Source organism: Streptomyces barringtoniae, from assembly GCF_020819595.1.
Taxonomy (GTDB): domain Bacteria; phylum Actinomycetota; class Actinomycetes; order Streptomycetales; family Streptomycetaceae; genus Streptomyces; species Streptomyces barringtoniae.
The window spans coordinates 395287-420304 of sequence record NZ_JAJHNP010000006.1; the positions used below are offsets into that span (position 1 = coordinate 395287).

Here is a 25018-nt window from a genome sequence, read left to right on the forward strand (position 1 = left end):
CATGCCTTTCCCCACCCCGCTCACCGGTGTCGTCCCGCCCGTCTGCACGCCCCTGACACCGGAGCGCGAGGTGGACGTCCGCTCGCTGCTCAGGCTGGTCGACCACCTGGTGGAGGGCGGGGTGCACGGGCTGTTCCTGCTCGGGTCCACGTCCGAGGCCGCGTTCCTGACCGACCGGCAGCGCAGGCAGGTGGTGGAGGCGGTGGTGGCCCATGTGGGCGGTCAGTTGCCGGTCCTCGCCGGCGCCATCGACATGACCACGCCGCGCGTCCTGGACCATGTCACGGCCGTGACGGCGGCGGGCGCGCAGGCCGTCGTCGTCACCGCGCCGTTCTACGCCCGCACCCACCGCTCCGAGATCGTCCACCACTACCGCCGGATCGCCGCCGCATCCACGGTGCCGGTCATCGCCTACGACATCCCCGTCGCCGTGCACACCAAGCTCCCCGCCGACGTGGTGCTGGGTCTCGCCGCCGACCGGGTGCTGGCCGGGGTCAAGGACTCCAGCGGGGACCTGGCCGCCTTCCGCGAGATCGTCACCGGCTCCCGCGCGCACCCCGGGTTCAGCGTGCTGACCGGCTCGGAGCTGATCACGGACTCCGCGCTGGCGCTGGGTGCCGACGGGGCGGTGCCGGGGCTGGCCAACGTCGACCCGCACGGGTACGTCCGGCTGTACCGGCTGTGCCGCGCCGGTGACTGGGAGGGGGCGCGGGCGGAGCAGGAACGGCTGTGCGCGCTGTTCGGGATGGTCACGGTCGGGGATCCGGCGCGGATGGGCGGCAGCTCGTCGGCGCTGGGCGCGTTCAAGGCCGCGCTGCATCTGCGGGGCGTCATCGACTGCCCCGTGACGGCGGAGCCGCAGGTGCCGCTGTCGGGCGAGGAGGCCGAGAGGGTCGGCAAGTTCCTGGCGGCGGCGGGGTTGCTGTAGTCCCTTCCGGCTCAGCTCAGGGTCAGTCTGCGGAACTCCAGGGTCTCGTAGCTGTGGGTGGTGCCCGTCTCGTACAGGACGCCGATCGTGTCGCGGCCGAGCTGGACCAGGTCGGAGTAGGCGGCCGGGCGGTCCGAGAGGGTGAGCAGCCTGGTGAAGGTGTGGCCGCAGTCCGTGCTGGACCAGATCGCCAGGGCGCGGCGGGCGGTCGGCACGGAAGGGCCGGAGAACAGCAACGGGGCTTTCCGGCCGGGGAGTTGGAGGAGGCTGCCCTGGACGACCGGGACGTCGTTCAGGGTGGCCTGGACGGCGTAGGGGCGGTCGAGGGTGGCGCCGCCGTCGCCGGAGTAGGTGTCCAGGCGGTTGCCGGGGGCGGTGCCGTACTGGTCGCGGGCGTTGAAGTAGAGCCTGCCGTCGGAGAGTTGGGCGGCGGTCGTCTCGTTGACGTTGGTCACGCCGTCGCGGGTGTCGGTCACGAAGCCGAGGTGCCAGGTGCGGCCGCCGTCGTCGCTGTAGAGCGCGTGCCCGCCGTCGTACCGGGATCCGGGGCCGGAGGAACCGTCGGGCGGGGCGACGGAGTGGTTGGCGGGGACGAGCAGGCGGCCGGCGTGGGGGCCCCGGGTGAGGGCGACGGCGTGGCCGGGACCGGTGGCGTACCAGCGCCAGCCGGGCCGCTTCACCTGGGCCGTGATGTCCGCCGGGGGTGTGAAGTGCCGGCCGTCGTCCCAGCTGCGCTGCACGAACACCCTGCGGTCCGCCTCACCTCGCTGGATCTGTTCCTCCGTCGCACGCCCGCTGTTGGCACAGGTGACCAGGACGACGGCTCCGGTGCGCGGGTCCACCACCGGCGCCGGGTTGCCGCGGGTGTCCCCGTCTCCGGCGGCCACGACCGTCAGCGGGCCCCAGGTGCAGCCGCCGTCGGTGGAGCGGCGCAGGACGACATCGATGTCACCGCTGTCGCCGAAGCCGTCCCGCCGGCCCTCGGCGAAGGCCAGCACGGTGCCGTACCGGGTCTCCACGACCGCGGGGATGCGGTAGGCGGCGTAGCCGCCCCGACCGGAGACGTACGGCACCGACGAGGTGCAGCCGGGGCCGGCTTGTCCGTGGCGGGCGTGTGCGGACCTGGCGCGGGCGGGTGTCTCCCGGGCCGCCCCACCGGTCATGGGGGTCGCCCGGGCGGAGGCCGTCGTGGCGAGGCAGGCGGTGAGCGAGGCGAGGAGCGCGAGGGCGGTGAGCAGGGTGCGGCTCTTCGGTGTCACCCGCCCATGCTGCCAGGAACCACCAGCCCCGATTCGTAGCCGACGATCACCAGCTGGGCGCGGTCCCGGGCGCCGAGCTTGCCCATGATCCGGCTGACGTGGGTCTTGGCGGTGAGCGGGCTCAGCCCCAACGCCTCGGCGATCTCGGCGTTGTTGAGGCCGCGCGCGACCAGGGTCAGCACCTCCCGCTCCCGGTCCGACAGGCACTCGGGGCCGCCCGTGACGGGGGCGGACGGGCTGCGCAGGAACCGCTCGATCAGGCGTGCCGTGGGCCCCGGTGAGAGCAGCGCCTCGCCCGCCGCGACCGTGCGGATCGCGTCGAGGAGGTCGGCCGGGCGGGTGTCCTTGACCAGGAATCCGGAGGCACCGGCCCGCAGCGCCTCCACCACGTGCTCGTCGGTGTCGTAGGTGGTGAGCACCAGGACCCTGACCCCGGCGAGGTCCTCGTGGGCGGCGATCAGCCGGGTCGCCTCGATGCCGTCCAGACCGGGCATGCGGATGTCCATCAGCACGACGTCGGCGCGCTCGGCGCGGGCGAGGTCGACGGCCTCGCGGCCGGTGCCGGCCTGCCCGACGACCTCCATGTCCGGCGCCGACTCCACGAGCATCGCGAACGCGGCCCGCACCAGGGTCTGGTCGTCGGCGAGCAGTACCCGGATCATCCCTGGCCCCCCGCGCTCTCCCCCAGCGGCAGTACGGCGCTCACCTCGTAGCCCCGGCCGTCGGAGCGCGGTCCGGCGTCGACCGTGCCGCCGACGCTGCGGGCCCGCTCCCGCATCCCGACGAGCCCGAAGCCGGGCGGACCGTCACCGGCGCCGCCCACCCCGTTGTCGGTGACCCGGACGCACAGGCCGCCCTGCTCCTCGTACACGCCCACGCGCACGGTCAGGTCGGTGCGGCCGCCGTGCCGTACCGCGTTGGTGAGCGCCTCCTGCACGATCCGGTAGGCGGCGGCGCCGACGGCCGGCGGCACCCCGTCGGCCCGCACGGTCAGCTCCACCGTTGCGGCCGCCGACTTCGCGAGTTCGGCGAGGCCCTCGAGGCCGGGCAGCGGGCCGCGGGCGGCGTCCGGGGTGCCGGGGTCGCGCAGCACCTCGAGGGTCGTACGGAGTTCACCGCGGGCCGTGCGGCAGGTCCCGGCGATGTCGTCGAGGGCCTTCGCGACGGCCGTGCGGTCCAGGCGCTCGGGGTCGGCCTCCAGCACGTGTGCGGCGACCGAGGTCTGCACGCCGATGAGGGTGATGGTGTGGGCGAGCAGGTCGTGCAGGTCGCGGGCGATGCGCAGGCGTTCCTCGGCGACCCGGCGCCGGGCCTCCTCCTCGCGGGTGCGCTCGGCGCGTTCGGCGCGTTCCACGGCGGCGGCGGCGTTCTCGCGGTGGACGCGGATGTAGCCGCCGAGGACCAGCATGGACACCACCCAGCCGGTGATCTGGAAGCTCACCGTGAGCCCGGCCACGCCCTCGTCGATCTTCAGCAGCAGCATCAGCACGACGACGGCACCGCCGATGAGGGCCGTGCGCCGGGGGCCGCTGCTCACCGCCACCGTGTAGAGGACGACCATCGAGGCGGCGGTGGGCGCCGAGTGGTTGTAGTCCAGCTGGTGGTAGGCCGCGATCAGCGTGATCATGACGGCCAGCACGGTGAACGGGGCCCGTCGGCGCCAGGCCAGCGGGACGTGCAGGCCGAGCAGCAGAGCCCAGCCGAGCGCGTCCGGGTGCCGGCCGCTGCCGACGGTGACGGCGATGCCGGAGGCGAGCGCGGCGAGCGCGGCGGCCAGGAGCGCGTCCTGCCGCAGGGGATCCAGGGACGCGAGGGTCCGGCCGGGCCGGGACGCGGTGATCGTCGCCTGCACGGGGTTCGTGACGGTTGCCTGCACGGGATTCATCTTCCGCTACGCGCTCACCGGCTCCGGCGTCCGGTCGGCGTCCGGCGCCGGGCGGGACAGCCGGCCCGGCCACCACACCCAGCGCCCGAGGGCGACGCTCGCGCTGGTCACCAGGTAGGTGCGGACGAGGAAGGTGTCCAGCAGGACGCCGACGGCGATGACGAAGCCCAGCTCCACCAGCGGGACCAGGCCCATGTTCGTCAGCACCGCGAAGGTGGCGGCGAGCACCAGTCCGGCGGAGGCGATGACGCCGCCGGTGGTGCGCAGGGCGATCAGCGCGGCCGCCGCCGGTTCGGCGCCCTTGACCGACTCCTCCCGCATCCGGTGCATCAGGAAGATGCCGTAGTCGACGCCGAGGGCGACCACGAAGACGAAGGACAGCAGGCCGAGACCGGGGTCGGTGCCGGGAAGGCCGAACAGCGGCCCGAAGGCGAGCCCGCCGAGGCCGAGGGCGGCGCCCCACACGGCGACGACGGCGGCGACCAGGAGCAACGGGGCGACCAGGGAGCGCAGCAGGACGATCAGGATCAGCAGGACGGAGGCGAGGACGAGCGGGACGACGACCAGGCGGTCGCGGGCGCCTGTGTCCCTCAGGTCGAGTTGCTGGGCGCTGGGCCCGCCGACGTGGGAGCCGGGCAGCCGGTGCCGGAGCGCCTCGATGGTGGCGGTCTCGGCGGCGGACTGGGGCGGGGCGGACGCGGTCACCGTGATCTCGGTCCAGCCGCCGCCGGTGCGGACCTCGCGGGCGTCCGCCACTCCCCTGGTGCCCCTGACGGCCGCGAGGGTGTTGTCGGCTCGGCCGGCCGGGGTGATGACCTCGATGGGCTGCGCGGACCGCTCGGGGTAGGCCTTGGCGACGGTTTCCATGGCGGTCACGGACTCGGGCCGGTGCACGAAGGTGTCCAGCTGCTTGATCGCGCCGGGCAGGTTCAGGGTGCCCAGCGCGAGCGTGCCGAGCAGGACGGCGCCGGAGGCCAGGACGGTCAGGGGGCGGCGCCCGGCGGAGGAGCCCATCGCCGCGAACAGGGACCGGCGGGCCTTGGGTGTGCTGCCGTACGCCGGGACGAGCGGCCAGAAGACACGGCGGCCGAGGAGGACGAGGACGGCGGGGAGCAGGGTCAGCATCGCGGCGAGCGCGCACAGCACGCCGACCGTGCCGAGCGGGCCCATGCCGCGGCTGGAGTTGAGGTCGGCGGCGAGCAGGCAGAGCAGTCCGGCGGCGACCGTGCCGGAGGAGGCGAGGACGGCGGGCCCGCAGCCGCGCAGGGCGGCGCGCATCGCGTCGTACGGGCGCTCGTGCCGGCGGAGTTCCTCGCGGTGGCGGGAGACGAGCAGGAGGGCGTAGTCGGTGCCGGCGCCGAAGACGAGGATGGTCATGATGCCGGCGCTCTGGCCGGAGACGGTGGTGCCGAAGGCCTGGTTGAGGCCGTAGGCGGCGGCGCGGGCGAGGAAGTCGGCGAGGCCGGCGACGAGGAGGGGGACGAGCCACAGCAGGGGGCTGCGGTAGATGAGGATGAGCAGGAGCGCGACGACGGCGACCGTGGTGTAGAGCAGGGGGCCGCCGAGCGAGGCGTACACCCCGGAGGCGTCGGTGGCGAGCGCGGCCGGGCCGCCCACCGTCACACTCAACCCGCCCTGGTCGCGGGCGACTTGACGGACGTCGTCGACGAAGGTGTTCCGCTTCTTCTCGTCCGTGCCGGGCTCGTTGCTGGTGACCGGGTAGATGAGGGTGGTGCCGTCGGCGGACGGAATGCCGTGCGGGGTGCCCCCGGTCAGACGGTGCCGGTGGGCGATCCCGGCGACCTGGGTCCCTGCCGTGGCCCGGTCGGCGGCGGTGAGACCGGTGGCCCGGTGGTAGACGAGGACCAGCTCGGTGGTCTCGCCGCCGGGCAGCCGGTCTTCCAGCTTGGCGGCCTGGGTGGAGTCGGCGGACGCCGGCAGGTAGTCGGTGGCCCGGTCGTGCTGGACGTCGCCCAGCTTGGCGGCGAACGGCCCGGCGACGGCCAGCAGCACCGCCCACAGCCCGACCACCAGCCAGGGCAGCCCCCTGGTCCTCCGTGACTTCGCGGCCCCCATGGAAATCGGGCCTCCCCTCCGCTGTGGATGTCTGGATACGGCTTCCAGACTTCCGGCGAAAGGGACGCCGATCGTCGGACGCGGGAGCGAGTTCGACGGTACTGCGCGGGGTGACCCGGCGACCCGACTACTCCCCGGGGAGTACCCGGCCCCGGCACACCCCGGCCCCCGCACACCCTGCGACCCGCGACGCCGGGCTGGTTCGCACCCCGCGCGGTCAGGACGGTGTGCGCGCCGCCGCCAGTAGGCGGGTCACGTCGTCGGCGCGGATCGTCAGGGCCGCGCCGACCGTGGTGAGGGCGTCGCGTTCGGCGGGGGTGTAGGGGCCGTCGGCGAGGGCGATGCGGGCGGCCTGGAGGAGGAGGGACTCGCGGCCGGCGGGGGCGAGGTGCGGGGCGAGGGGGTCCAGGGCCTCGTGCAGCTCTATGGTCAGGCTGGTGCCGCACTCGGCGCCCAGGACCCGGCCGGTGTCGGCTTCGAGGGCCTCGACCAGGGCGGACAGCTGTTCCTCGGTGCAGCCGTCGAAGCCGGCCGCGCGCACGGCACCGGCGGCCGTCTCCAGGGCCGCGCGGGAGGAGGTGCCGCCCGCGGCGAGCACGGCGAGGGCGACGGTGTGCACGGCGTCGCGGAGCATCGCGGAGAAGCGGCGTGTGGTGGGATGGTCGAGGACGTCCGTGCCGTAGTGGTGGCGGCAGGCGGCGCACTCCACGACCGGGCCCGCGGTGCCGCGCGGCAGCAGGGGGACGCCGAGCAGGGTGAGCCTGCGGCGGCCGGTGAGCCGTTGGTAGTTGCGGTCGCCTCCGCAGCCGGGGCAGAAGAACTCGCCGTCCCCGACGGGTGTCCATGCGGTGCGGCTGCCCAGAATGCGCACAGCCCTGGTGGCACGGCCGTCTCGTCCCCGTACTGGCAGCACGTCGCACCTCCGTAACGACGCCGCAACATCGCGGCGCTGGCGTGATGTTAGCCACATCACCAAGGCTGAGTCAGTACCCCGTAAGAGACCTTTCTGTGACCTGACCGGCCCCATGGCCGAGAACAGCCGGGGCCCCGGCCGCCGTACACAGCGGCCGGGGCCCCGAAACTCCCGGTCAGAGCGGGTCAGCGGGCGGCGCGGTTGACCGCGGAGACGACCGCCTTCAGCGAGGCACGCGTCGTGTTCGCGTCGATGCCGATCCCCCACAGGACCTTGCCGTCGATCGCGCATTCGATGTAGGAGGCGGCCTGCGCGGAGGCGCCCTCGCTCATCGTGTGCTCCTGGTAGTCCAGCAGGCGTACGTCGACGCCGACGGACTCCAGGGCGTCGAAGAAGGCCGAGATCGGACCGTTGCCGGAGCCGGTCAGGACGGTGTCCTCGCCGTCGACCGTCGCCTCGACCGTGAGCGTGTCCACGCCGTCGGTGTCCGTGGTCGACTGGCCCGTCCTGACCTGGATGCGGCCCCACGGGTTCTGCGGGTTCGGCAGGTACTCGTCCTGGAAGACCGCCCAGATCTCCTTCGGCGTGATCTCGCCGCCCTCGGCGTCCGTCTTGGCCTGGATCAGCTTCGAGAACTCGATCTGCATCCGGCGCGGCAGGTCCAGCTTGTGGTCGTTCTTCAGGACGTAGGAGATACCGCCCTTGCCGGACTGCGAGTTGACGCGGATGACGGCCTCGTAGGAGCGGCCGACGTCCTTGGGGTCGATCGGCAGGTACGGCACCGCCCACTCGATGTCGTCGACCGTGACCCCGCGAGCCGCCGCGTCGGCCTCCATGGCGTCGAAGCCCTTCTTGATGGCGTCCTGGTGGGAGCCGGAGAAGGACGTGTAGACCAGGTCGCCCACGTACGGGTGGCGCGGGTGGACCTCCATCTGGTTGCAGTACTCCCACGTGCGACGGATCTCGTCGATGTCGGAGAAGTCGATCTGCGGGTCGACGCCCTGCGAGAACAGGTTCATGCCGAGGGTGACCAGGTCGACGTTGCCGGTGCGCTCGCCCTGCCCGAACAGGCAGCCCTCGACGCGGTCGGCGCCGGCCATCAGGGCCAGCTCGGCCGCCGCCACGGCCGTACCGCGGTCGTTGTGCGGGTGGACGGACAGGCAGACGTACTCGCGGCGGGTCAGGTTGCGGTGCATCCACTCGAAGCGGTCCGCGTGCGTGGACGGGGTCGAACGCTCCACCGTGGCGGGCAGGTTGAGGATGATCTCGCGGCCCGGGCCCGGCTGGTAGACGTCCATGACCGCCTCGCAGACCTCCAGCGCGAAGTCCAGCTCGGTGTCGGTGAAGATCTCCGGGCTGTACTGGTAGCCGAACTCGGTCTCCGGGCCCAGCAGCTTCTCGGCGTACTCCATCACCAGGCGGGTGCCGTCGACGGCGATCTGCTTGATGTCGTCCTTGGAGCCGCGGAACACCACCCGGCGGAACACGGGAGCCGTCGCGTTGTACAGGTGGACGGTGGCGCGCTTGGCGCCCTTCAGGGACTCCACGGTCCGCTCGATCAGGTCCTCGCGGGCCTGGGTCAGTACGGAGATCGTGACGTCGTCGGGGATCGCGCCCTCTTCCTCGATGATCGAGCGCACGAAGTCGAAGTCGGTCTGGCCGGAGGCGGGGAAGCCGACCTCGATCTCCTTGTAGCCCATCTTCACCAGCTGGTCGAACATCCGGCGCTTGCGCTCGGGCGACATCGGGTCGATCAGGGCCTGGTTGCCGTCGCGCAGGTCGGTGGAGAGCCAGCGGGGGGCGACGGTGATGCGCTGCTCCGGCCAGGTGCGGTCCGGGATGTCCACCTGTTCGTAGCGACCGTACTTGTGGATCGGCATGGAACTGGGCTGCTGGCGGTTGGCCATGTCTGCGTGGCTCCTCGAAGGTTCCGCGGGTGGGCGGGTCCGGTGGACGGCCGACGACGCAACACCAAGCTCCGCGGGGAGGGAGTCGGCCTTGTCTACAGGCCCTCGCCGCGGCAGCTAAGGAGAAGCAGCCCGAAACGCATGATGCTCCGCAGCCTAGCCGAGCCGCCCCGGCGCGGGGGGCGTGTCCCAGTATGCGGGACCGCACCTATAAACCCACTAGAAAGTGGATAAATAGTGCGCCGCGCCACAGCGTCCGTACCACAGCGTCACGAAGCGATGCCTTCCTGTCCTGGTATTTCACCAATCATGGTGGCCGTTAGTGACAGCGGCGTCACACAGTGCGATGGTGCGGGGCATGACGACCAACGGGGGCTTCCAGCCCGTCTTCTGCACGATCGTGCCGCCGCACGTCCTCGACAGGCTCGCGCAGGCCGAGGACTCCGCGCTCTCCGGCCCGGCCCGCCGGTCCCTGGAGCACGACGCCTACCAGCGCACCAAGCGCCGCCTGACCACGGTCATCGGTGCACCCTCCGTCGCCGCGCCCGCGGGCGCCGCCGCCGACCAGCCGCACCGCACGATCTACGACGCCCACCACACCCAGGACCTGCCCGGCACCGAGGTCCGCGCGGAGGGTTCCGACCCGGTCTCGGACGCCACCGTCAACCGCGCCTACGCGGGCCTCGGCGCCACCTTCGAGCTGTACCTGAAGGCGTACGGCCGGCACTCCATCGACGACCACGGGCTGCCGCTGGACGCCACCGTCCACTACGACCAGAACTACGACAACGCCTTCTGGAACGGCGAGCAGATGGTGTTCGGCGACGGCGACGGCGAGATCTTCCTGGACTTCACCATCCCGGTCGACGTCATCGGCCACGAGCTGACCCACGGCGTCACCCAGCACACCGCGAACCTGGAGTACTTCGGGCAGTCCGGCGCGCTCAACGAGTCGGTCTCCGACGTCTTCGGCTCGCTGATCAAGCAGTACACCCTCGGCCAGACCGCCGCCGAGGCCGACTGGCTGATCGGCGCCGGCCTGCTCGCCCCGCACGTCCACGGCACCGCACTGCGCTCGATGAAGGCCCCGGGCACGGCGTACGACGACCCGAACCTCGGCAAGGACCCGCAGCCGGCGACCATGGACCACTATGTCCGCACCGGCCGCGACAACGGCGGCGTGCACATCAACTCGGGCATCCCCAACCACGCCTTCTACCTGGTCGCCACGGCGATCGGAGGGCACTCCTGGGAGAAGGCCGGGCAGGTCTGGTACGACGTGCTCACCGGCGGCGGGCTGAAGCAGGACGCCCAGTTCGCCGACTTCGCCACGCTGACGGTGAAGGCGGCGCGGGAGCGGTACGGCGCCGGGGACGAGCTCCAGGCCGTACAGAAGGCGTGGGAACAGGTCGGGGTGCGGACGCTGTAGCACGGCGACGCGGCTGTCGTACTGCGACACTGAGCCCATGCGGATTCAGGTGAGGCGCACGGGCGGGTTCGCGGGCATCGAGCGCCGGGCCGAGGTGGACACCTCGGGCCGGTCCGACGCCCCTGCGTGGCACGCCCTGGCCGAGCGGGTCCTCGCGTCCGGCCGGGGGACCCCACCGGCCGGCGTGCCCGACGGCTTCCAGTACGAGATCACCGTGGACGGCCGCACGGTCTACGCGGCCGACCCCCGACTCACCGAGGAAATCCGGGAGTTGGTGTCCCGGGTGCTGAACGAAGGGGCGTGAGCGCCGGTTCCCGCCGGGGCGTTGACTTACGTTACCGGGGGTAAGGATGATCCGGGCATGGCGACTGACGCAGGCGACCCGACGCCCCCGACACCCCGTTTCCCGGACGGCTTCCTGTGGGGTGTCTCGACCTCGGCCCATCAGATCGAGGGGGCGGCCGAGGAGCGCGAGCAATCCGTGTGGGACGTGTTCACGGCCGAACCCGGGCGGGTGAAGGACGCTTCGACGGCGGCGGTGGCCTGCGACCACTACCACCGCCACCAGGAGGACGTGGCCCTCCTCGCCGGCCTCGGCGTGGACGCGTACCGCTTCTCCGTCTCCTGGCCCCGGGTCAACTCCCCCGGCGGCCTGGACTTCTACGACCGCCTGGTGGACGAGCTGTGCGCGGCGGGCGTACGCCCCGTGCCCACCCTCTTCCACTGGGACCTGCCCGCCTCCCTGGACTGGCTGGAGCGGGACACGGCGGAACGGTTCGCCGGGTATGTCTCCGTGGTGGCCGAGCGGCTCGGCGACCGCGTCACCAAGTGGATCACCCTCAACGAACCAGCCGAACACACCCTCCTGGGCCACGCCATCGGCGCCCACGCGCCCGGCAGGCAGCTCCTCTTCGACGCGCTCCCGGTCGCCCACCACCAGCTCCTCGCCCACGGTCTCGCGGTACGGGCCCTGCGCGCGGCCGGGGCGACGGACATCGGCATCGCCAACTCCCACGGCCCCACCTGGCCCGCCTCCGCCGAACCGGCGGACGTGGCGGCGGCCGGCTTCTACGACGTCCTGCTCAACCGCCTCTTCGCCGAGCCGGTCATCCTCGGTGAATACCCGGACGGCATGGGCGAGCTGATGCCGGGGGACGTCGCGGCGGACCTGAAGGTCATCGCCGAACCGGTCGACTGGTACGGGATCAACTACTACGCGCCGACCCGGGTGGGAGCCCCCGGCGGCACCGACAGCGAGTACGGCGGTCTGGCGCTGCCCGCCGAACTGCCCTTCTCCGTCCGGGAGATCGAGGGCCGCCCGGTGACCGACTTCGGCTGGCCGGTCGTCCCCGAAGGCCTCACCGAGCTGCTGTGCGGCTTCCGCGAGACCTACGGCGACAGGCTCCCGCCGATCGTCATCACCGAGAACGGCTGCTCCTACGACGGCCTCGACGACCAGGACCGCATCGCCTACCTGGACTGCCACATCCGCGCCCTGCACACCGCGCTGGAGGCGGGCGTCGACGTGCGCGGCTACTTCGTGTGGTCCCTCATGGACAACTTCGAGTGGGCCGAGGGCTATCAGCGGCGCTTCGGCCTGGTGCACGTCGACCACGACACGCTGCAGCGCACGCCCAAGGCCTCCTACCACTGGTTCCGGGACGTGCTCCGGGCGCAGAGATGACGGCACGGAGATGACCACGGTCCGCGCCTCGGCGGCCCTCGCCGAGCCCGTCGAACCGGTCGGCCGGGGCTGGACGGCGGCACTCTCGCTGGCCAACGGGGCGATCTGGGTCGGCTGGTTCGGCCCGCTGCAGATCCTGCTCGCCTCCCAGGCGGGGGACTTCGCACCCGGCTCCGGGATGTCCAAGGAGACGGTGCTGGCCTGGGTGACCGGCGCCGGCGCGGTGGTCTCCCTGCTCGCCAACCCGCTCTTCGGCGCCCTGTCCGACCGTACGACCGCCCGGCCCGGCCGCCGTACGCCGTGGATCGTGGCCGGGGCGGCGGGCGGCGCGCTGTCCCTGCTGCTGCTCGCGCGGGCGGGCGGGGTGTGGTCCATGGCGGTGGGCTGGTGCCTGGTGCAGCTCACGCTGAACGCGGCGTTCGCGGCGGTGACCGCGGCCGTGCCGGACCGGGTGCCCCGGCTCCAGCGGGGCGCTGTGGGCGGCTGGCTGGGGGCGGCGCAGATCCTGGGCGTGGTCGGCGGCACGGGACTTGCGACCGTGGCCGGCGGGACCGGGGCCGGGTATGCGGCGTGCGCGGTGTTCACGGCGGCGGGCGTGCTGCCGTACGTGCTGCGCCACGACGACCTGCGGCTGTCGCCGGAGGACCGCCCGCCCTGGGCCTGGCGCGGCTTCCTCGCGGGTTTCTGGCTGAGCCCGCGCCGGTATCCCGACCTGGGCTGGGCCTGGCTGACCCGGTTCCTGATCAACCTCAGCAATGCGCTGGTGCTGCTGTACCTGCTGTACTACCTGCGCGACCGCCTGCACCGCCCCGACCCCGGCCAGGGGGTGCTCGTGCTGACGGCGGTCAACAGCCTGACGCTGGTGGCGACGGTCGTCGCGGGCGGTCTCTGGTCGGACCGGGTGGGCCGGCGCAAGCCGTTCGTCGTCTGGTCGGGCGTGCTGATGGCGGTGGCGACGGCGGCCCTGGCCGGCTGGCAGACCTGGCCCGGAGCGATCGTGGCGGCGGCCGTCCTGGGTGTCGGCTTCGGCGTGTTCACCTCGGTCGACTTCGCGCTGATGACGGACGTCCTGCCGAAGGCGCTGGACCGGGGCAAGGATCTGGGAGTCATCAACGTGGCCAACGCCCTGCCCCAGGTGGCCGCCCCCGCGCTGGCCGCGCCGATCGTGACCTACCTGGGCGGCTACCGGGTGCTGTACCTGGCGGCGGCGGTGATCGGGCTGGCGGGGGCGGTGCTGGTGGGGCGGATCAGGGGAGTCGACTAGGCGGCTCGGGTGGGCCAGGTGGCTCAGGTCGGCCAGGTGGCTCTGAGGCCTCAGAGGACTCCGGCGTCGCGGGCGGCCCAGACGGTCGGGTGGAGGGGCCGGAATCCCAGGTCCCGGCGGATCTTCCGGGTGGACATGATCCCCAGCCAGGGGTCGGGGTCGGTCCGGGTGTGCAGGTCGGCGGGCAGCTCGACGCCGTTGAGCTGGTGCAGCTCGACCGCCGTGACGGGGGCGTCGTCGGCGATGTTGTAGACCGGGCCGCTCACCGCCGGTGCGTACAGCAGGCGCAACAGCCCCTGGGCGACGTCGGCGTGGTGGCCCATGTGCAGCCGCTGCGTGGCCGCCCAGTGCGCGGCCCAGCGCAGGGACTGGGCCAGGTGCGGATCGCCCTCGCCGTAGAGGAAGGGCAGCCGGGCCACCCGGACCTCCATGCCCTCCAGCGCGAGCAGTTCCCGTTCGGCCGCCGCCTTGGACTCGGGATAGGCGCCCCACATCGCCCCGCCGGGCCGGGTCTCGTCGTCCTCGATCAGCGGGCGGCCCCGCCCGACGCCGTACACCAGCCTCGTGCTGACCTGCACGAAGCGCCGCACCCCCGAGGCCAGTGCGGCGCGGCCCAGGGCCACGGCCGCGTCCCGGTTGACGGCCCACGCCTCCTCGTCCGGCACCCCGCGGAAGGACGCCGCGATGTTCACGACCGCGTCCACCCCGGCGAGCGCCTTGCCGAGCGTCTCGTCGTCCCGCAGATCGCCGACGGCGACCTGGGCGCCCAGTTCCGCGAAGGCCTCGCCGCGCGGCGCGTCCCGCACCAGGACCCGTACCTGTTCGCCGGGCTGCCGCTGCGCCAGCAGCCTCGGCACGAAGCGCCGGCCGACCTGTCCCGTGGTGCCCGTCACCAATGTCAGCATCTTCTGCTCCTCTCGACCTGGTGCCACCACTGTCGGGCCGTGTCGCGCGGGCCGGGAGAGACCTCCCGATCAGGGGACCGGCACTCCCTGGATAACCCCCGCGCGCTGCCCCACCCTGAAGAGGTGAACCGAACCGAACTCGCCGACTTCCTGCGCCGTGGCCGTGCCCGCCTGGACCCGACCGATGTGGGCCTGGCCCCCGGCGCCCGCCGCCGTACCCCGGGCCTGCGGCGGGAGGAGGTGGCGTCGCTGGCCGGCATGTCGGTCGACTACTACACCCGGCTGGAACAGTGCCGGGGCCCGCGCCCGTCCCGCCAGATGCTCACGGCACTGGCCCGGGCGCTGCGCCTGACCGACGACGAGCTGGACCACCTCTTCCACCTGGCGGGGGAGGAGCCGCCCCGCCGGGAGACGGCCTCCGCCCACGTCCGGCCCGGGCTGCTGCTGGTGCTGGACCGGCTGCACGACGCGCCGGCGCTCGTGGTGACGGACTGCGGGGAGGTCCTGGCGCAGAACGCGATGTCCAGGGCTCTCTCGGGCGACGCGCTGGCCCGCCCGCCGCGCGAACGCAACCTGGTGCGCCGCTTCTTCCTGGACCCGGCGGGGCGCGGCCTCTTCCCGCCGGAGGACGTTCCGGACCACGCGCGGCAGCACGTGGCGAACCTGCGCGCGGTGGCCGCCGCCCGGCCCGGCGACCCCGGACCGGCCGCCCTGGTGGCCGAACTCCGCGCCGCCAGCGAGGAGTTCGCCCGCCTCTGGGACGAACACGAGGTGGCGGTGCGGCGCAGCACGACGAAGCGTTTCCGGCACCCGGTGGTGGGCCTCCTCGAACTCGACTGCGAGGTCCTCCTGACCGACGACCACCGCCACCACCTCATCCTCCACACAGCCCGCCCGGGCACGGACTCCCACGAGCGGCTGCAACTGCTGAGGGTGGTGGGGCTGCAGGACATGACCTCCCGGGATGCCGTCGGTTAGCCCCTCAGTGCGCCCTCGATCAGAACCCCAGCCTGCGCAGCTGCTTCGGGTCCCGCTGCCAGTCCTTGGCGACCTTCACGTGCAGGTCGAGGAAGACGGGCGTGCCGAGCAGGGCCTCGATGTGTTTGCGGGACTTGATGCCGACCTCCTTCAGGCGCTTGCCCTTGGGGCCGATGATGATGCCCTTCTGGCTGGGGCGCTCGATGTAGACGTTGGCGTGGATGTCCAGGAGGGGACGGTCCGCGGGGCGGTCCTCGCGCGGGAGCATCTCCTCCACGACCACGGCGATGGAGTGCGGCAGTTCGTCGCGGACGCCCTCCAGGGCCGCCTCGCGGATGAGCTCCGCGATCATGACCTGCTCGGGCTCGTCCGTGAGGTCGCCCTCGGGGTAGAGGGCCGGGCCCTCGGGGAGGAGGGGGACGAGGAGGTCGGCCAGGAGATCCACCTGCTTGGCGCCGACCGCCGACACCGGCACGATCTCCGCCCACTCGATGCCCAGGTCCTTGCCGAGCTGGTCGATCGCGATCAGCTGCTCGGCCAGGGTCTTGGAGTCGACCAGGTCGGTCTTGGTGACGACGGCGACCTTCGGGGTCTTGCGGATCCCGGCCAGTTCCTTGGCGATGAAGCGGTCGCCGGGTCCGATCTTCTCGTTCGCCGGCAGGCAGAAGCCGATCACGTCGACCTCGGCCCACGTCGTCCGTACGACGTCGTTGAGCCGCTCGCCGAGCAGCGTGCGCGGCTTGTGCAGTCCCGGGGTGTCCACGAGGATCAGCTGGGCGTCCGGCCGGTGCACGATCCCACGCACCGTGTGCCGCGTCGTCTGCGGCTGGTTGGCGGTGATCGCCACCTTCTGCCCGACCAGAGCGTTCGTGAGGGTGGACTTGCCCGCGTTGGGGCGGCCCACGAAGCAGGCGAAGCCGGCGCGGTGGACGGTCTCGACCGGCTCTTCGGATGACGGGGTACGAACGCTCATGGCGTTCATTGTCCCTGATCCACAGGACCCCGCCGTACCAGCGGTGCGCACCGCATCTCCCGGTGAGGTTCCGGAAACCCGCACGCAACGAAACGTCACGGAAACACACCTGTACGCAACCGGAAACGCACACCGGTGACCCTCTGACGAGCCCGCACACCTGTTGGAGACGCCCGTGACCCTCGCCGCCGCGCACGTCGACACCGGCGACACCGCCTGGCTGCTCGCCGCGACCGCCCTCGTCCTGCTGATGACCCCGGGCCTGGCCCTCTTCTACGGCGGCATGGTCCGCACGAAGAGCGTCCTCAACATGCTGATGATGAGTTTCGTGTCGATCGCCCTGGTCACGGTGGTCTGGCTGGCGGCCGGCTATTCCCTCGCCTTCGGCGACGACGCGTTCGGCGGGCTCATCGGCGGGCTCCACCACGCCGGCATGGCGCACATCACCCCGGGCAGCGTGCACGGCACCGTCCCCACCGCCCTCTTCGCCACCTTCCAGCTCACCTTCGCGATCATCACGGCCGCCCTGATCAGCGGCGCGGTCGCCGACCGTACGAAATTCTCGGCGTGGCTGGTCTTCGTCCCGGCGTGGGCCCTGCTCGTATACGTTCCGATCACCCACTGGGTGTGGGGCCCCGGCGGCTGGATCGCCGGCAGGCTCGGCGCGCTCGACTTCGCGGGCGGGCTGCCCGTCGAGATCACCTCCGGCGCCTCCGGTCTCGCCCTGTGCCTGGTCCTCGGCCCGCGTCTCGGCTTCAAGAAGGACGCGATGCGCCCGCACAACCTGCCCATGGTGATCCTGGGCGCCGGTCTGCTCTGGTTCGGCTGGTTCGGTTTCAACGCGGGCAGCGCGTTCGGCGCGAACGGTCTCGCCGCGGCCGCCTTCCTCAACACCCTCGCCGCCGGCTGCACCGGCCTGCTCGGCTGGCTGTTCGTCGAGCAGAAGCGGGACGGACACCCCACCACCCTGGGCGCCGCCTCCGGCGCGGTGGCCGGTCTCGTGGCGATCACGCCCTCCTGCGGCACGGTCTCCCTGCTCGGCGCGCTGATCGTCGGCCTCGCCGCCGGTGTCGTCTGCTCCTACGCGGTCAGCTGGAAGTTCAGGCTGAACTACGACGACTCCCTGGACGTCGTCGGCGTCCACCTGGTCGGCGGCATCATCGGCACCCTGCTGATCGGCCTGTTCGCCGAGAAGGCGATGACCGGCGGCACGGAGGGCCTGTTCTACGGCGGCGGACTCGCCCCGCTCGGCAGGCAGCTGCTCGCCGTGGTGGTCGTGGCCGTCTACGCCTTCGCGGTGACGTACGGCCTCGGGAAACTGCTCGACAAGGCGATGGGCCTGCGCGCGAGCGAGGAGCAGGAGCACACCGGCCTGGACCTTACGGTGCACGCCGAGACGGCTTACGATCACGGGGTCCTGGGCCACGGCGCCCCGGTAACCCACTCCGTCCTCACCGGCACCAGCACGCAGAAGGTCGACACCCAGGCATGAAGCTCATCACCGCGATCGTCAAGCCGTACCGTCTGGACGCGGTCAAGACCGCCCTGCAGGAGCTGGGTGTGCACGGTCTGACCGTGACCGAGGCGAGCGGCTACGGCCGGCAGCGCGGCCACACCGAGGTGTACCGGGGCGCCGAGTACCGCGTCGACCTGGTGCCGAAGGTGCGCATCGAGGTCGTCGTGGAGGACGCCGACGCCGAGCCCGTGATCGACGCGATCGTCAGGGCCGCGCAGACGGGGAAGATCGGGGACGGGAAGGTGTGGGCCGTGCCCGTGGAGACGGTCGTACGCGTGCGGACCGGCGAACGCGGCCCCGACGCGCTCTGACGGCCCTGACGCCCAGCGTCCCGGTCACCGCGCCCGCGACGAACACCAGCGCCGCGACCAGCCACGGCAGCGCGAGGAAGGAGGCGCTCGCCGACTGCCGGGTGCCCGGCGCGCTCGCCGTCAACGTCAGGTCGGCCAGGTCGAGTTGGGGCGCGCCGGACCAGGTCTCGGTGAGCCGGACCCGCTGTCCCGGCAGCAGCTCGGACGGCACCCGGGTCAGCTCGCGGTCGAGCAGCGTACGGCCGAACAGCCCGCGTGCCTTCAGCTCCACCTTCGGGTCGAGGGTGACGTTCCCGGTGTTGCGCAGGGTGTAGGAGACGGTCGCCGTGGCGGTGCCGAGCCCCGGCATCAGGGGCTGGTGGTGGCTGATGTGCAGCTGCCCGACGGAGAGCGCGGGCAGCGTGGGCCCGCCGACCCGGAGGTAGACCCGGGCGCCGACCGCCCGCTGCACCCCGAGAGCCGGTGATCCGCTGCCGGGGTCGACATGCTCGTCCAGGGCGACGATGGCACCCGGATGGTCGCCGGGTTCGGCCCCGTCCGGGACGTGCAGCGTGAACGGCACGGTGACGGTGCGATGTCCGGGCACGGTGACCCGGTCCTTGGCGGGCTTCGCCCACGCGCCCACCCCGCGCATCCGCTCCTTCAGCGTGCGTACGGCGAAACCGCCGTCCCGGGCGGTGTTGTAGGCATCGGCCGCGTAGAGGCGGAAGGTGAGCGGCCCGCCGGTCTTGTTCTGGACGGCGACCTTGTCGGCGAGGGTCTGGCCGGGGTCGGCCGAGAGGTAGAAGTAGGGCCGCGCGGCGATCTTCGAGGCGACCGGGTAGACGGACCAGCTGCCGTTGTCGGCGGCGTGCGCGGTGCCCATGGGCAGGCCCGGGATACAGAGCAGGCTCAGGAGGAGGACGTACAGCTTGCGCATGGGTGCGGACCCCCACGGAAGAGCACGGAGAAGCACGGACGGGAGACGGGGCAACGGGCGGGTGCGGACGCCCGCACGCTCAGGAGAGCGTCAGCGTGAGCACACCGGAGTACGCGCCCGGGGGCGTGAACGCCGGTACGTCCAGGGAGAGTCCGGCGTCGACGGTGAACTCACCGCCGGTGAGCGTGCCGTCGGAGGTCTGTGCCAGGGTCGCCCCCGAGGAGCCCACGGCGCCCGCCGAGCCGGCCTTGCAGGTGCTGGGGCTGCCCGCCTTGGTCGCGCACGCCGGCGTCCAGCTCAGCTTCCCGGCGGCGATCTTGCCGCCGGGACCGGTGAGGTCGGTGACCTTGCCGGTCAGGGACCAGCCCGCGGGCCCGCCGCGGAAGTCCTGCACGGTCACGGTCTGAAGCTTGCCGGTCGAGGCCCCGCCCCTGCCGAAGTCGACCGCCGACAGCGCGACGGAGTCCCCGGCCTGGGACATGGACAGCGTGCCCGCCTTGACGGTGGTCGTCAGCTTCTGGCTGCCCGGCGGGACGGGCGAGTTGTCGTTGACGACGTAGGCCGCTGGGCCGGCGCCCTTGTCCGCGCTCCAGGAGGCGCCCTCGTAGGCCACGATCCCGGTCGTCGTCTTGTCGTTGACGGCCAGCGAGCCGCTGAAGGATCCCTGGGCGTTCGCGGTCGCGGTGGCCGTGTCGGCCGTCTGCTGGTTCCCGGACCGCCCGGCCAGGGTGACGGTGGCGCCCGGCGTGAAGTTCGTACCGTTCACCGTGACACTGGCCCCCGGGTCACCGGAGGCCGAACCCAGGGAGATGGCCCGGGTGTTGGCCGGAGTGCCGTCGGTCGCGGTGACGGTCTGGGACACCGGGGCGGGCGGATTGGTGACCGTGCACGGGGTGTCCAGCTCGAGGATGTAGCTGGTGTGGATGTTGTAGTCGCCGGGCGAGAGGGTGATCTGCCCGGCCTTGGTCACGGTGAACGTGCCGGTCATGGAGAAGGACGGGAAGGCGGCCTTCCCCGGCACCGGTGGGTTCTTCTTCGGTCCGGCGACGGTCACGTCTCCCGTCTGGGCGCCGCCGAGGGTCACCTTCCCGGTCGGGGTCATGATGTCGGCGGGCAGGGCCAGGTCGGTGGGGTTGCTGGCGGCGGCGGTGACCACCGTGTACGTGACGGTGACGGTGTCGCCGACCTTGGGGTTGGTGTTGTCCACCGACACGTTGGCGGTCGTGGTGCCGTCGATCGGCGGGATGCCCGCGACGGCGGGCGGGATGCAGTGCGTGGCGAAGTTCACGTTCGTGCCGGCGGCACCGGCCGGGAAGGCCAGCGCGCCGCCCGCGGTGACCGCGAGCGCGGTCGCCCCGAACAGCGACGCCCAGCGCCACCGTCGGGATCTTCGTGGTCTTGGGGGTGTCGAACCCATGGGGCCCCCTCCTGAGGGTTGCGGGCGCAGCGGCTCGTCTGCGCCGACAGGGGGCATTGATGTGGAGCGGCGGTGAGAAGTCAATGGAGATGCCGCAGAAATCTGACGGATCATCAGTTTCTGCGGCATCCGGAACACATCGCTCAGTTCAGTCAGTCGAAGACGAAGGGGCCGGGCGACTGGGGACCGTTCGCCGTGCAGGTCACGGTGACCCCGAAGATCACCATCTTCAGCGAGCCGCCGTAGGCGTCCAGGCTGTCACCGGAGGCGACGGTGCCGGGCAGCGGGCCGACGCTGACGGCGTCGCCGGTGTTCATGGCGGGGTTCCTGGTCCCGCTGAACACCACGGATCCGCCGCCGGACTTGGCCAGGGTGAGGGTGGAGGAGATGGAGTCCTGCGCGACCGCGACCGGCGCGGTGATCGCGGAGGAGGTGAGGGTGACGGTGGCCGAGGTGCCGCTCTGGGTGGCGGTGAGCGTGGCCGCTCCGCCGCCGAAGATGCCGCAGCTCGCGGTGATGGTCGCCGACTGTGGGGTGACGGCGGCCGCGGAGGGCGCGAAGGCCAGACCGGTGACCGCGAGGACCCCGGCGGCCAGTGCCGCACCCATTGCCGTGCGCTTGCCTCTCATGGGGATCCGCTTCCCTTCCCTGTGGGGAGTGCGATGTGGGGGGGGACACCGACGGGCGAGAGGCCTGCGCAGGCGGTACGGCACACTGCGTCGGCGGTGCGGATCTGACGGCCCGTCGGAAACGTACGGCTCCATTGATGCGCGAGGGGAGGACGACGACAAGGTTGAATTCCGGCCGACCTTTCGTTCGGCCGGTACTTCGGTACGTCAGCCGGCGGAAACGGTCTCCCGCACGACACCGTCGGGCCCGGCCAGCAACACCGGCGTTCCCGCACCCCCGAGATCGGCAACCGCAGCCAGGTCCTCCGCCGGCACCGACTCCGCCTCACCGACCACGGCCGCCGCCTCCAGCGACGTCGCACCGGACGCCACCGCCATGGCGACAGCCGTCCGCAGCGCGCTCAGCCGCAGCGAGGGCAGCGCAACCGACCCGGCGACATAGGTCCGCCCGGTCTCGTCCCGTACGGCCGCCCCCTCCGGCACACCGTTGCGGGCCCGCACGGAACGGGCCAGGGTCACGATCTTGCGGTCCTCGGGGTCAAGCGCGTTGCTCTCGGTCATGCCCAGAGCATACGAAGCCCGGCCCCGTTCACCCCGCCACGGGGTACATCGCGCCCCGCCGCCCCTCCGGGGAGGCCAGCCACTCCAGCTTCGCCGCGGTGTTCGCCTCGTCCAGCGGAGTGTGCAGCACGATCATCAGATCGGGCCGGGCCGGCACCTTCATCACCGTCGACTCCACGACCAGCAGGCCGACCAGCGGATGCTCCAGCTCCTTGCGGATCTGCCCCTGGTCCTCGATGTCCCGCTCGGCCCACATCGCCCGGAACTCGGCGCTGGCCTCGCTCACCTCGGCGAGCACCGCCCGGAACCCCTCGTCGTCCGGCCGCGCCGCACACGCCGCCCGGAACTGCGCCACGACCGTACGGGCGTTCTCCTCCCAGCTGTGGCTGCGCGAGCGGTACAACGGGTCGAGGAAGAAGTCGACGAGACAGTTCTGCGTGATGTCCGGCCGCATGCCGAGCACGATGGCTGCCGCGTCGTTGTACATCACGCAGTTGTAGTACAGGTCCATGATGTGCGCCGGATACGGCATCCAGGTGTCGATCAGCCGACGCAGCCCGTCGCACATGTCCCGCTTCTCCGGTGCCACTTCGGGCGCCGGCGGGTTCATCCCGGCCAGCAGGTACAGATGCCGGCGCTCGGCGTCGCTCAGCCGCAGCACCCGGGCGACCGCGTCGAGCACCTGCGGGGAGACGGAGATCTCCCGCCCCTGCTCCAGCCACTGGTACCAGGAGGCGCCCACGCCGGCGAGCACCGCGACCTCCTCCCGGCGCAGTCCGGGCGTACGGCGCCGGCCGCCGCCGACGGGCAGCCCGGCCTCCGCCGGGCTGACCCGGGCCCGCCGGCTCATCAGGAACTCGCGCAGCTCTTCGCGCCGTTGACTCCTCGTCGCCTCAGCAGCAGGCACGTACCGCTCCTCCCCCGTCGTGCTGGTCCCCGTCGTGACTGGTGGTGCCACCACCACCATAAGTTCCGACTCCCCACCGGTATTCCGTTCGCCCGAAGCTCTTGCCATGGCGATCGACACCACCACCCAGACCACCACCTCCACGGGCACACCGCTCGACACCCCCCGGCCACCCCGGTTGTCGACGCGTGACAAGCTCGTCCTGTTCGTCCTGTGCGCCGCCCAGTTCATGGTCGCGCTGGACTTCTCCGTCCTGAACGTGGCCCTGCCGGAACTCGGCACCGACCTCGGCATGAGCCGCTCGGCCCTGCAGTGGGCGGTCACCGCGTTCGCGCTGCCCTCCGGCGGCTTCCTGCTGCTCTTCGGCCGCATCGGCGACCTGTACGGCCGCCGCAAGCTGTTCCTGACCGGCCTGGCCCTGTTCGGCGCGGCCTCGCTGCTGGCCACCCTGGCCTGGGACCCGGCGTCCTTCCTCGTCGGACGCGCCCTGCAGGGTCTCGGCGCGGCGGCGATCGTCCCGACCGGCATGTCCCTGCTGACCACCACCTTCCCGGAGGGCCCGGCCCGCGACCGCGCCCTCGGCATCTCCGGCACGCTGCTGTCGCTGGGCTTCACCATCGGCATGGTCGCGGGCGGTGTGCTGACGGACGCGCTCGGCTGGCGCTCCACGATGGCCCTGCTGTCGGTGTTCGCGCTGATCGTGCTGCCGCTGGCGCCGGGCCTGCTGCCGGAGTCGCGCACCCCGGAACGTCCGCGCCTGGACGTGCCCGGCGCGGTCACCGTCACCGCCGGCCTGCTGTCCCTGATCTACGCCCTGTCCACGGCCGCCGACCACGGCTTCGGCCGCACCGACGTCGTCGCGGGGCTGATCGCCGGCGTGCTCCTGCTGGCCGCGTTCACGGTCGTCGAATCCCGTACGGCAGCCCCGCTCGTCTCCCTGCCGATGCTGCGCCGCCGCACGGTGGCCTGGGGGAACGTGGGCGGCCTGGTCACCTTCTCGATGATGTCCACCGTCATCTTCGTCCTGACCCTGTACCTCCAGGAGATCCTGCGCCTGTCGGCCTTCGAGACGGGCCTGGTCTTCGGCGTCCAGGGTGTGCTGTCGGCCTTCGCCGGCACCCGCGCCCCGAAGGTGATCGGCCGCTTCGGCGCCCGCCGCACCCTGGTCGGCTCGCTGACCGGCCAGGGCGCGCTGATCGCGACGCTGCTCCTGCTGAACTCCCACGTCTGGTCGGTCTGGCTCGCCACGGCGGCCGTCTCCGTGGCCAGCATGTTCCACCTGGGTGCGATCATCTCGTACGGCCTGACCGTCACCTCCGGTGTCCCGGACGAGGAGCAGGGCCTGGCCACCGGTCTGGTGACCTCCACCCAGCAGGTCGGCATCACGGTCGGCATCCCGCTGCTGGGCGTCCTGGCCACCACCTCCGGCGATCTGCTGGCCGGCGTCCGCACGGTCCTCGCCCTGGACGCCGCGATCGTCCTCGCCGCCGCCGTCCTGGTCGGACTCGGCCTGCGCGGCCGTCAGTCCAGCGTCTGAACGATCCCGCTCCGCGCGGCCGTGTGCACCACACGGCCGCGCGCGCCGTTGACCAGCGGAAGGAAGGGCGCGACATGCCCGCACTCGACATCGGCGACGATCGGCACCCCGAGCGGCCCGAGCGCGTCGAGCACCGCCTGGTGCTGGGTGAGGGTGCGGCTGTCGGGGGCGTGGGTGCGGCCGACGAGGACGGCCGCGGCGCGGTCGAAGAAGCCGGCGAGACGCATGCCGTGCAGGTTGCGGCAGATGGTGAACGCGTTGTCCTCGCAGGCCTCGACATAGACGAGCAGCGGCTCACCGGTGGCGAAGGACGAGGTGTTCAGGTACGGCGTGCCCGCGAGGTTGGCGAGGGTCTCGATGCACCCGCCGACGAGTCGTCCCTCGACGTCGACGTCCCCGTCGCCGTCGAGCCGGGTCCAGGTGCCCTGCGCGTCCAGGGTGAGCTCCCGCACCTCCGGGTGGCGCCGCCAGTCGTCGTACCCGCCGGACCGGTACCGCCCGGGCGGCGTCTGTGTGAACGGCTCCCCCTGCGGCGCGGCCACGACGTCCAGCCAGGACAGCAGCCCCTCCGGCGCCCGGTACGGCGTGTCCATGAGGTTGTTGCCGTGCACGGTCGCGACCCCGGTGAGCAGGGTCAGCGGCGTGATGATCGTGGACATGTCGGAATAGCCGACGACCCAGGTCGGCTCGGCCCGCCGGATCGCCTCGAAGTCCAGCGACGGCAGCAGGTCGATGGCCAACTCGCCGCCCCACGGGGGCACGACGGCGCGGATCTCCGGATCGGTCAGCATCTCGGTCAGCTCGGCCGCGCGCTCGGCGGCCGGCGCACTGGTGTGCGCCGAGCCGTCCATGCACCGGCCGACGACCACCTCGTACCCGCGCGCCTCGATCTCCCGGACCGCGACATCGAGCCGCCCCTGGAGTTCCTTGGCCACTCCGGCGGAGGGAGAGGTCACACCGACACGGTCACCGGGGCGCAGGGGGCGCGGATATCTGATGCTCATGCGGTACATCCGACCC

At 72.3% G+C, this 25018-nt stretch carries 23 protein-coding genes; 9 read left to right on the top strand and 14 right to left on the bottom strand.

All coding sequences use genetic code 11. From position 1 onward, the window contains the following. Window position 1: 1 nt before the first annotated feature. Window positions 2-928: a dihydrodipicolinate synthase family protein gene (locus LMU33_RS13400; RefSeq protein ID WP_228620355.1), complete on the top strand. Its 927-nt coding sequence runs from the start codon at window positions 2-4 to the stop codon at window positions 926-928. 11 nt (window positions 929-939) lie between these two features. Here LMU33_RS13400 and LMU33_RS13405 read toward each other — a convergent pair whose 3' ends face one another. The 6 genes from LMU33_RS13405 to leuA form a co-directional block, all read right to left on the bottom strand. Continuing rightward, window positions 940-2187 (bottom strand): sialidase family protein, encoded by a 1248-nt coding sequence (locus LMU33_RS13405; protein WP_228620357.1) that lies wholly within the window; start codon window positions 2185-2187, stop codon window positions 940-942. Continuing rightward, on the bottom strand, window positions 2184-2849 hold the full coding sequence (locus LMU33_RS13410; protein ID WP_228620359.1) for a response regulator transcription factor: 666 nt from the start codon (window positions 2847-2849) through the stop codon (window positions 2184-2186). Before LMU33_RS13410 ends, LMU33_RS13405 begins: the two co-directional genes overlap by 4 nt. Next, window positions 2846-4039 (bottom strand): sensor histidine kinase, encoded by a 1194-nt coding sequence (locus tag LMU33_RS13415; protein WP_228620510.1) that lies wholly within the window; start codon window positions 4037-4039, stop codon window positions 2846-2848. Before LMU33_RS13415 ends, LMU33_RS13410 begins: the two co-directional genes overlap by 4 nt. Window positions 4040-4078: 39 nt before the next feature. After that, the gene (locus LMU33_RS13420; protein WP_228620361.1) at window positions 4079-6148 is read right to left on the bottom strand and encodes an MMPL family transporter; all 2070 of its coding nucleotides are present in this window, start codon (window positions 6146-6148) and stop codon (window positions 4079-4081) included. Window positions 6149-6365: 217 nt separating this feature from the next. Beyond that, window positions 6366-7061: a TerB family tellurite resistance protein gene (locus LMU33_RS13425; RefSeq protein ID WP_228620363.1), complete on the bottom strand. Its 696-nt coding sequence runs from the start codon at window positions 7059-7061 to the stop codon at window positions 6366-6368. 185 nt (window positions 7062-7246) lie between these two features. After that, the gene (gene leuA / locus LMU33_RS13430) at window positions 7247-8968 is read right to left on the bottom strand and encodes a 2-isopropylmalate synthase (RefSeq protein ID WP_228620365.1); all 1722 of its coding nucleotides are present in this window, start codon (window positions 8966-8968) and stop codon (window positions 7247-7249) included. Between the two features lie 358 nt (window positions 8969-9326). Between leuA and LMU33_RS13435 the strand changes: the two genes are divergently transcribed. The 4 genes from LMU33_RS13435 to LMU33_RS13450 are packed head-to-tail and all read left to right on the top strand — an operon-like array spanning window position 9327 to window position 13345. Next, window positions 9327-10397: a M4 family metallopeptidase gene (locus tag LMU33_RS13435; protein WP_228620367.1), complete on the top strand. Its 1071-nt coding sequence runs from the start codon at window positions 9327-9329 to the stop codon at window positions 10395-10397. Window positions 10398-10434: 37 nt separating this feature from the next. After that, entirely contained in the window at window positions 10435-10701 is a 267-nt protein-coding gene (locus tag LMU33_RS13440) for a protealysin inhibitor emfourin (protein WP_228620369.1), read from the top strand. 57 nt (window positions 10702-10758) lie between these two features. Beyond that, a complete protein-coding gene (locus tag LMU33_RS13445) occupies window positions 10759-12081 on the top strand; it encodes a GH1 family beta-glucosidase (protein ID WP_228620371.1) in 1323 nt (440 codons plus the stop codon). Between the two features lie 10 nt (window positions 12082-12091). Further along, window positions 12092-13345, top strand: a complete 1254-nt coding sequence (locus tag LMU33_RS13450) for an MFS transporter (protein ID WP_228620373.1) — start codon at window positions 12092-12094, stop codon at window positions 13343-13345. 50 nt (window positions 13346-13395) lie between these two features. Here LMU33_RS13450 and LMU33_RS13455 read toward each other — a convergent pair whose 3' ends face one another. Then, complete coding sequence (locus tag LMU33_RS13455) at window positions 13396-14250, bottom strand: NAD-dependent epimerase/dehydratase family protein (protein WP_228620375.1); 855 nt, start codon at window positions 14248-14250, stop codon at window positions 13396-13398. A 123-nt stretch (window positions 14251-14373) separates the two neighbouring features. On the opposite strand from LMU33_RS13455, the gene LMU33_RS13460 reads away from it, so the two are divergent. Beyond that, window positions 14374-15228 carry a helix-turn-helix transcriptional regulator gene (locus LMU33_RS13460; RefSeq protein WP_228620377.1) on the top strand — a complete coding sequence of 285 codons (855 nt, stop codon included), beginning with the start codon at window positions 14374-14376 and terminating at the stop codon, window positions 15226-15228. Between the two features lie 19 nt (window positions 15229-15247). On the opposite strand, the gene era is transcribed toward LMU33_RS13460, so the two are convergent. Beyond that, complete coding sequence (gene era / locus LMU33_RS13465; protein ID WP_228620378.1) at window positions 15248-16201, bottom strand: GTPase Era; 954 nt, start codon at window positions 16199-16201, stop codon at window positions 15248-15250. A 175-nt stretch (window positions 16202-16376) separates the two neighbouring features. Between era and LMU33_RS13470 the strand changes: the two genes are divergently transcribed. Both LMU33_RS13470 and LMU33_RS13475 read left to right on the top strand, forming a co-directional pair. Next, complete coding sequence (locus LMU33_RS13470; RefSeq protein WP_228620380.1) at window positions 16377-17693, top strand: ammonium transporter; 1317 nt, start codon at window positions 16377-16379, stop codon at window positions 17691-17693. Next, entirely contained in the window at window positions 17690-18028 is a 339-nt protein-coding gene (locus LMU33_RS13475) for a P-II family nitrogen regulator (RefSeq protein ID WP_228620382.1), read from the top strand. The genes LMU33_RS13470 and LMU33_RS13475 overlap by 4 nt, the downstream gene beginning before the upstream one ends. Here LMU33_RS13475 and LMU33_RS13480 read toward each other — a convergent pair. The 5 genes from LMU33_RS13480 to LMU33_RS13500 all read right to left on the bottom strand — a co-directional run bounded on the left by LMU33_RS13480 (window position 17922) and on the right by LMU33_RS13500 (window position 22404). Next, a complete protein-coding gene (locus LMU33_RS13480; protein WP_228620384.1) occupies window positions 17922-18947 on the bottom strand; it encodes a WxL protein peptidoglycan domain-containing protein in 1026 nt (341 codons plus the stop codon). The genes LMU33_RS13475 and LMU33_RS13480 overlap by 107 nt on opposite strands. A 79-nt stretch (window positions 18948-19026) precedes the next feature. Further along, window positions 19027-20364 carry a beta-xylosidase gene (locus LMU33_RS13485; protein ID WP_228620386.1) on the bottom strand — a complete coding sequence of 446 codons (1338 nt, stop codon included), beginning with the start codon at window positions 20362-20364 and terminating at the stop codon, window positions 19027-19029. Window positions 20365-20516: 152 nt separating this feature from the next. Next, complete coding sequence (locus tag LMU33_RS13490) at window positions 20517-20993, bottom strand: hypothetical protein (protein ID WP_228620388.1); 477 nt, start codon at window positions 20991-20993, stop codon at window positions 20517-20519. A 207-nt stretch (window positions 20994-21200) separates the two neighbouring features. Further along, entirely contained in the window at window positions 21201-21554 is a 354-nt protein-coding gene (locus tag LMU33_RS13495) for a cytidine deaminase-like protein (protein WP_228620389.1), read from the bottom strand. Between the two features lie 28 nt (window positions 21555-21582). Then, window positions 21583-22404 (bottom strand): helix-turn-helix transcriptional regulator, encoded by an 822-nt coding sequence (locus LMU33_RS13500; RefSeq protein WP_228620512.1) that lies wholly within the window; start codon window positions 22402-22404, stop codon window positions 21583-21585. Window positions 22405-22567: 163 nt separating this feature from the next. On the opposite strand from LMU33_RS13500, the gene LMU33_RS13505 reads away from it, so the two are divergent. Further along, on the top strand, window positions 22568-23998 hold the full coding sequence (locus tag LMU33_RS13505; protein WP_228620391.1) for an MFS transporter: 1431 nt from the start codon (window positions 22568-22570) through the stop codon (window positions 23996-23998). Here LMU33_RS13505 and LMU33_RS13510 read toward each other — a convergent pair. After that, window positions 23983-25002, bottom strand: coding sequence for a S66 family peptidase (locus LMU33_RS13510; RefSeq protein ID WP_228620393.1), 1020 nt, complete (start codon window positions 25000-25002; stop codon window positions 23983-23985). The two genes, LMU33_RS13505 and LMU33_RS13510, sit on opposite strands and share 16 nt — an antisense overlap. Between the last annotated feature and the right edge of the window lie 16 nt (window positions 25003-25018).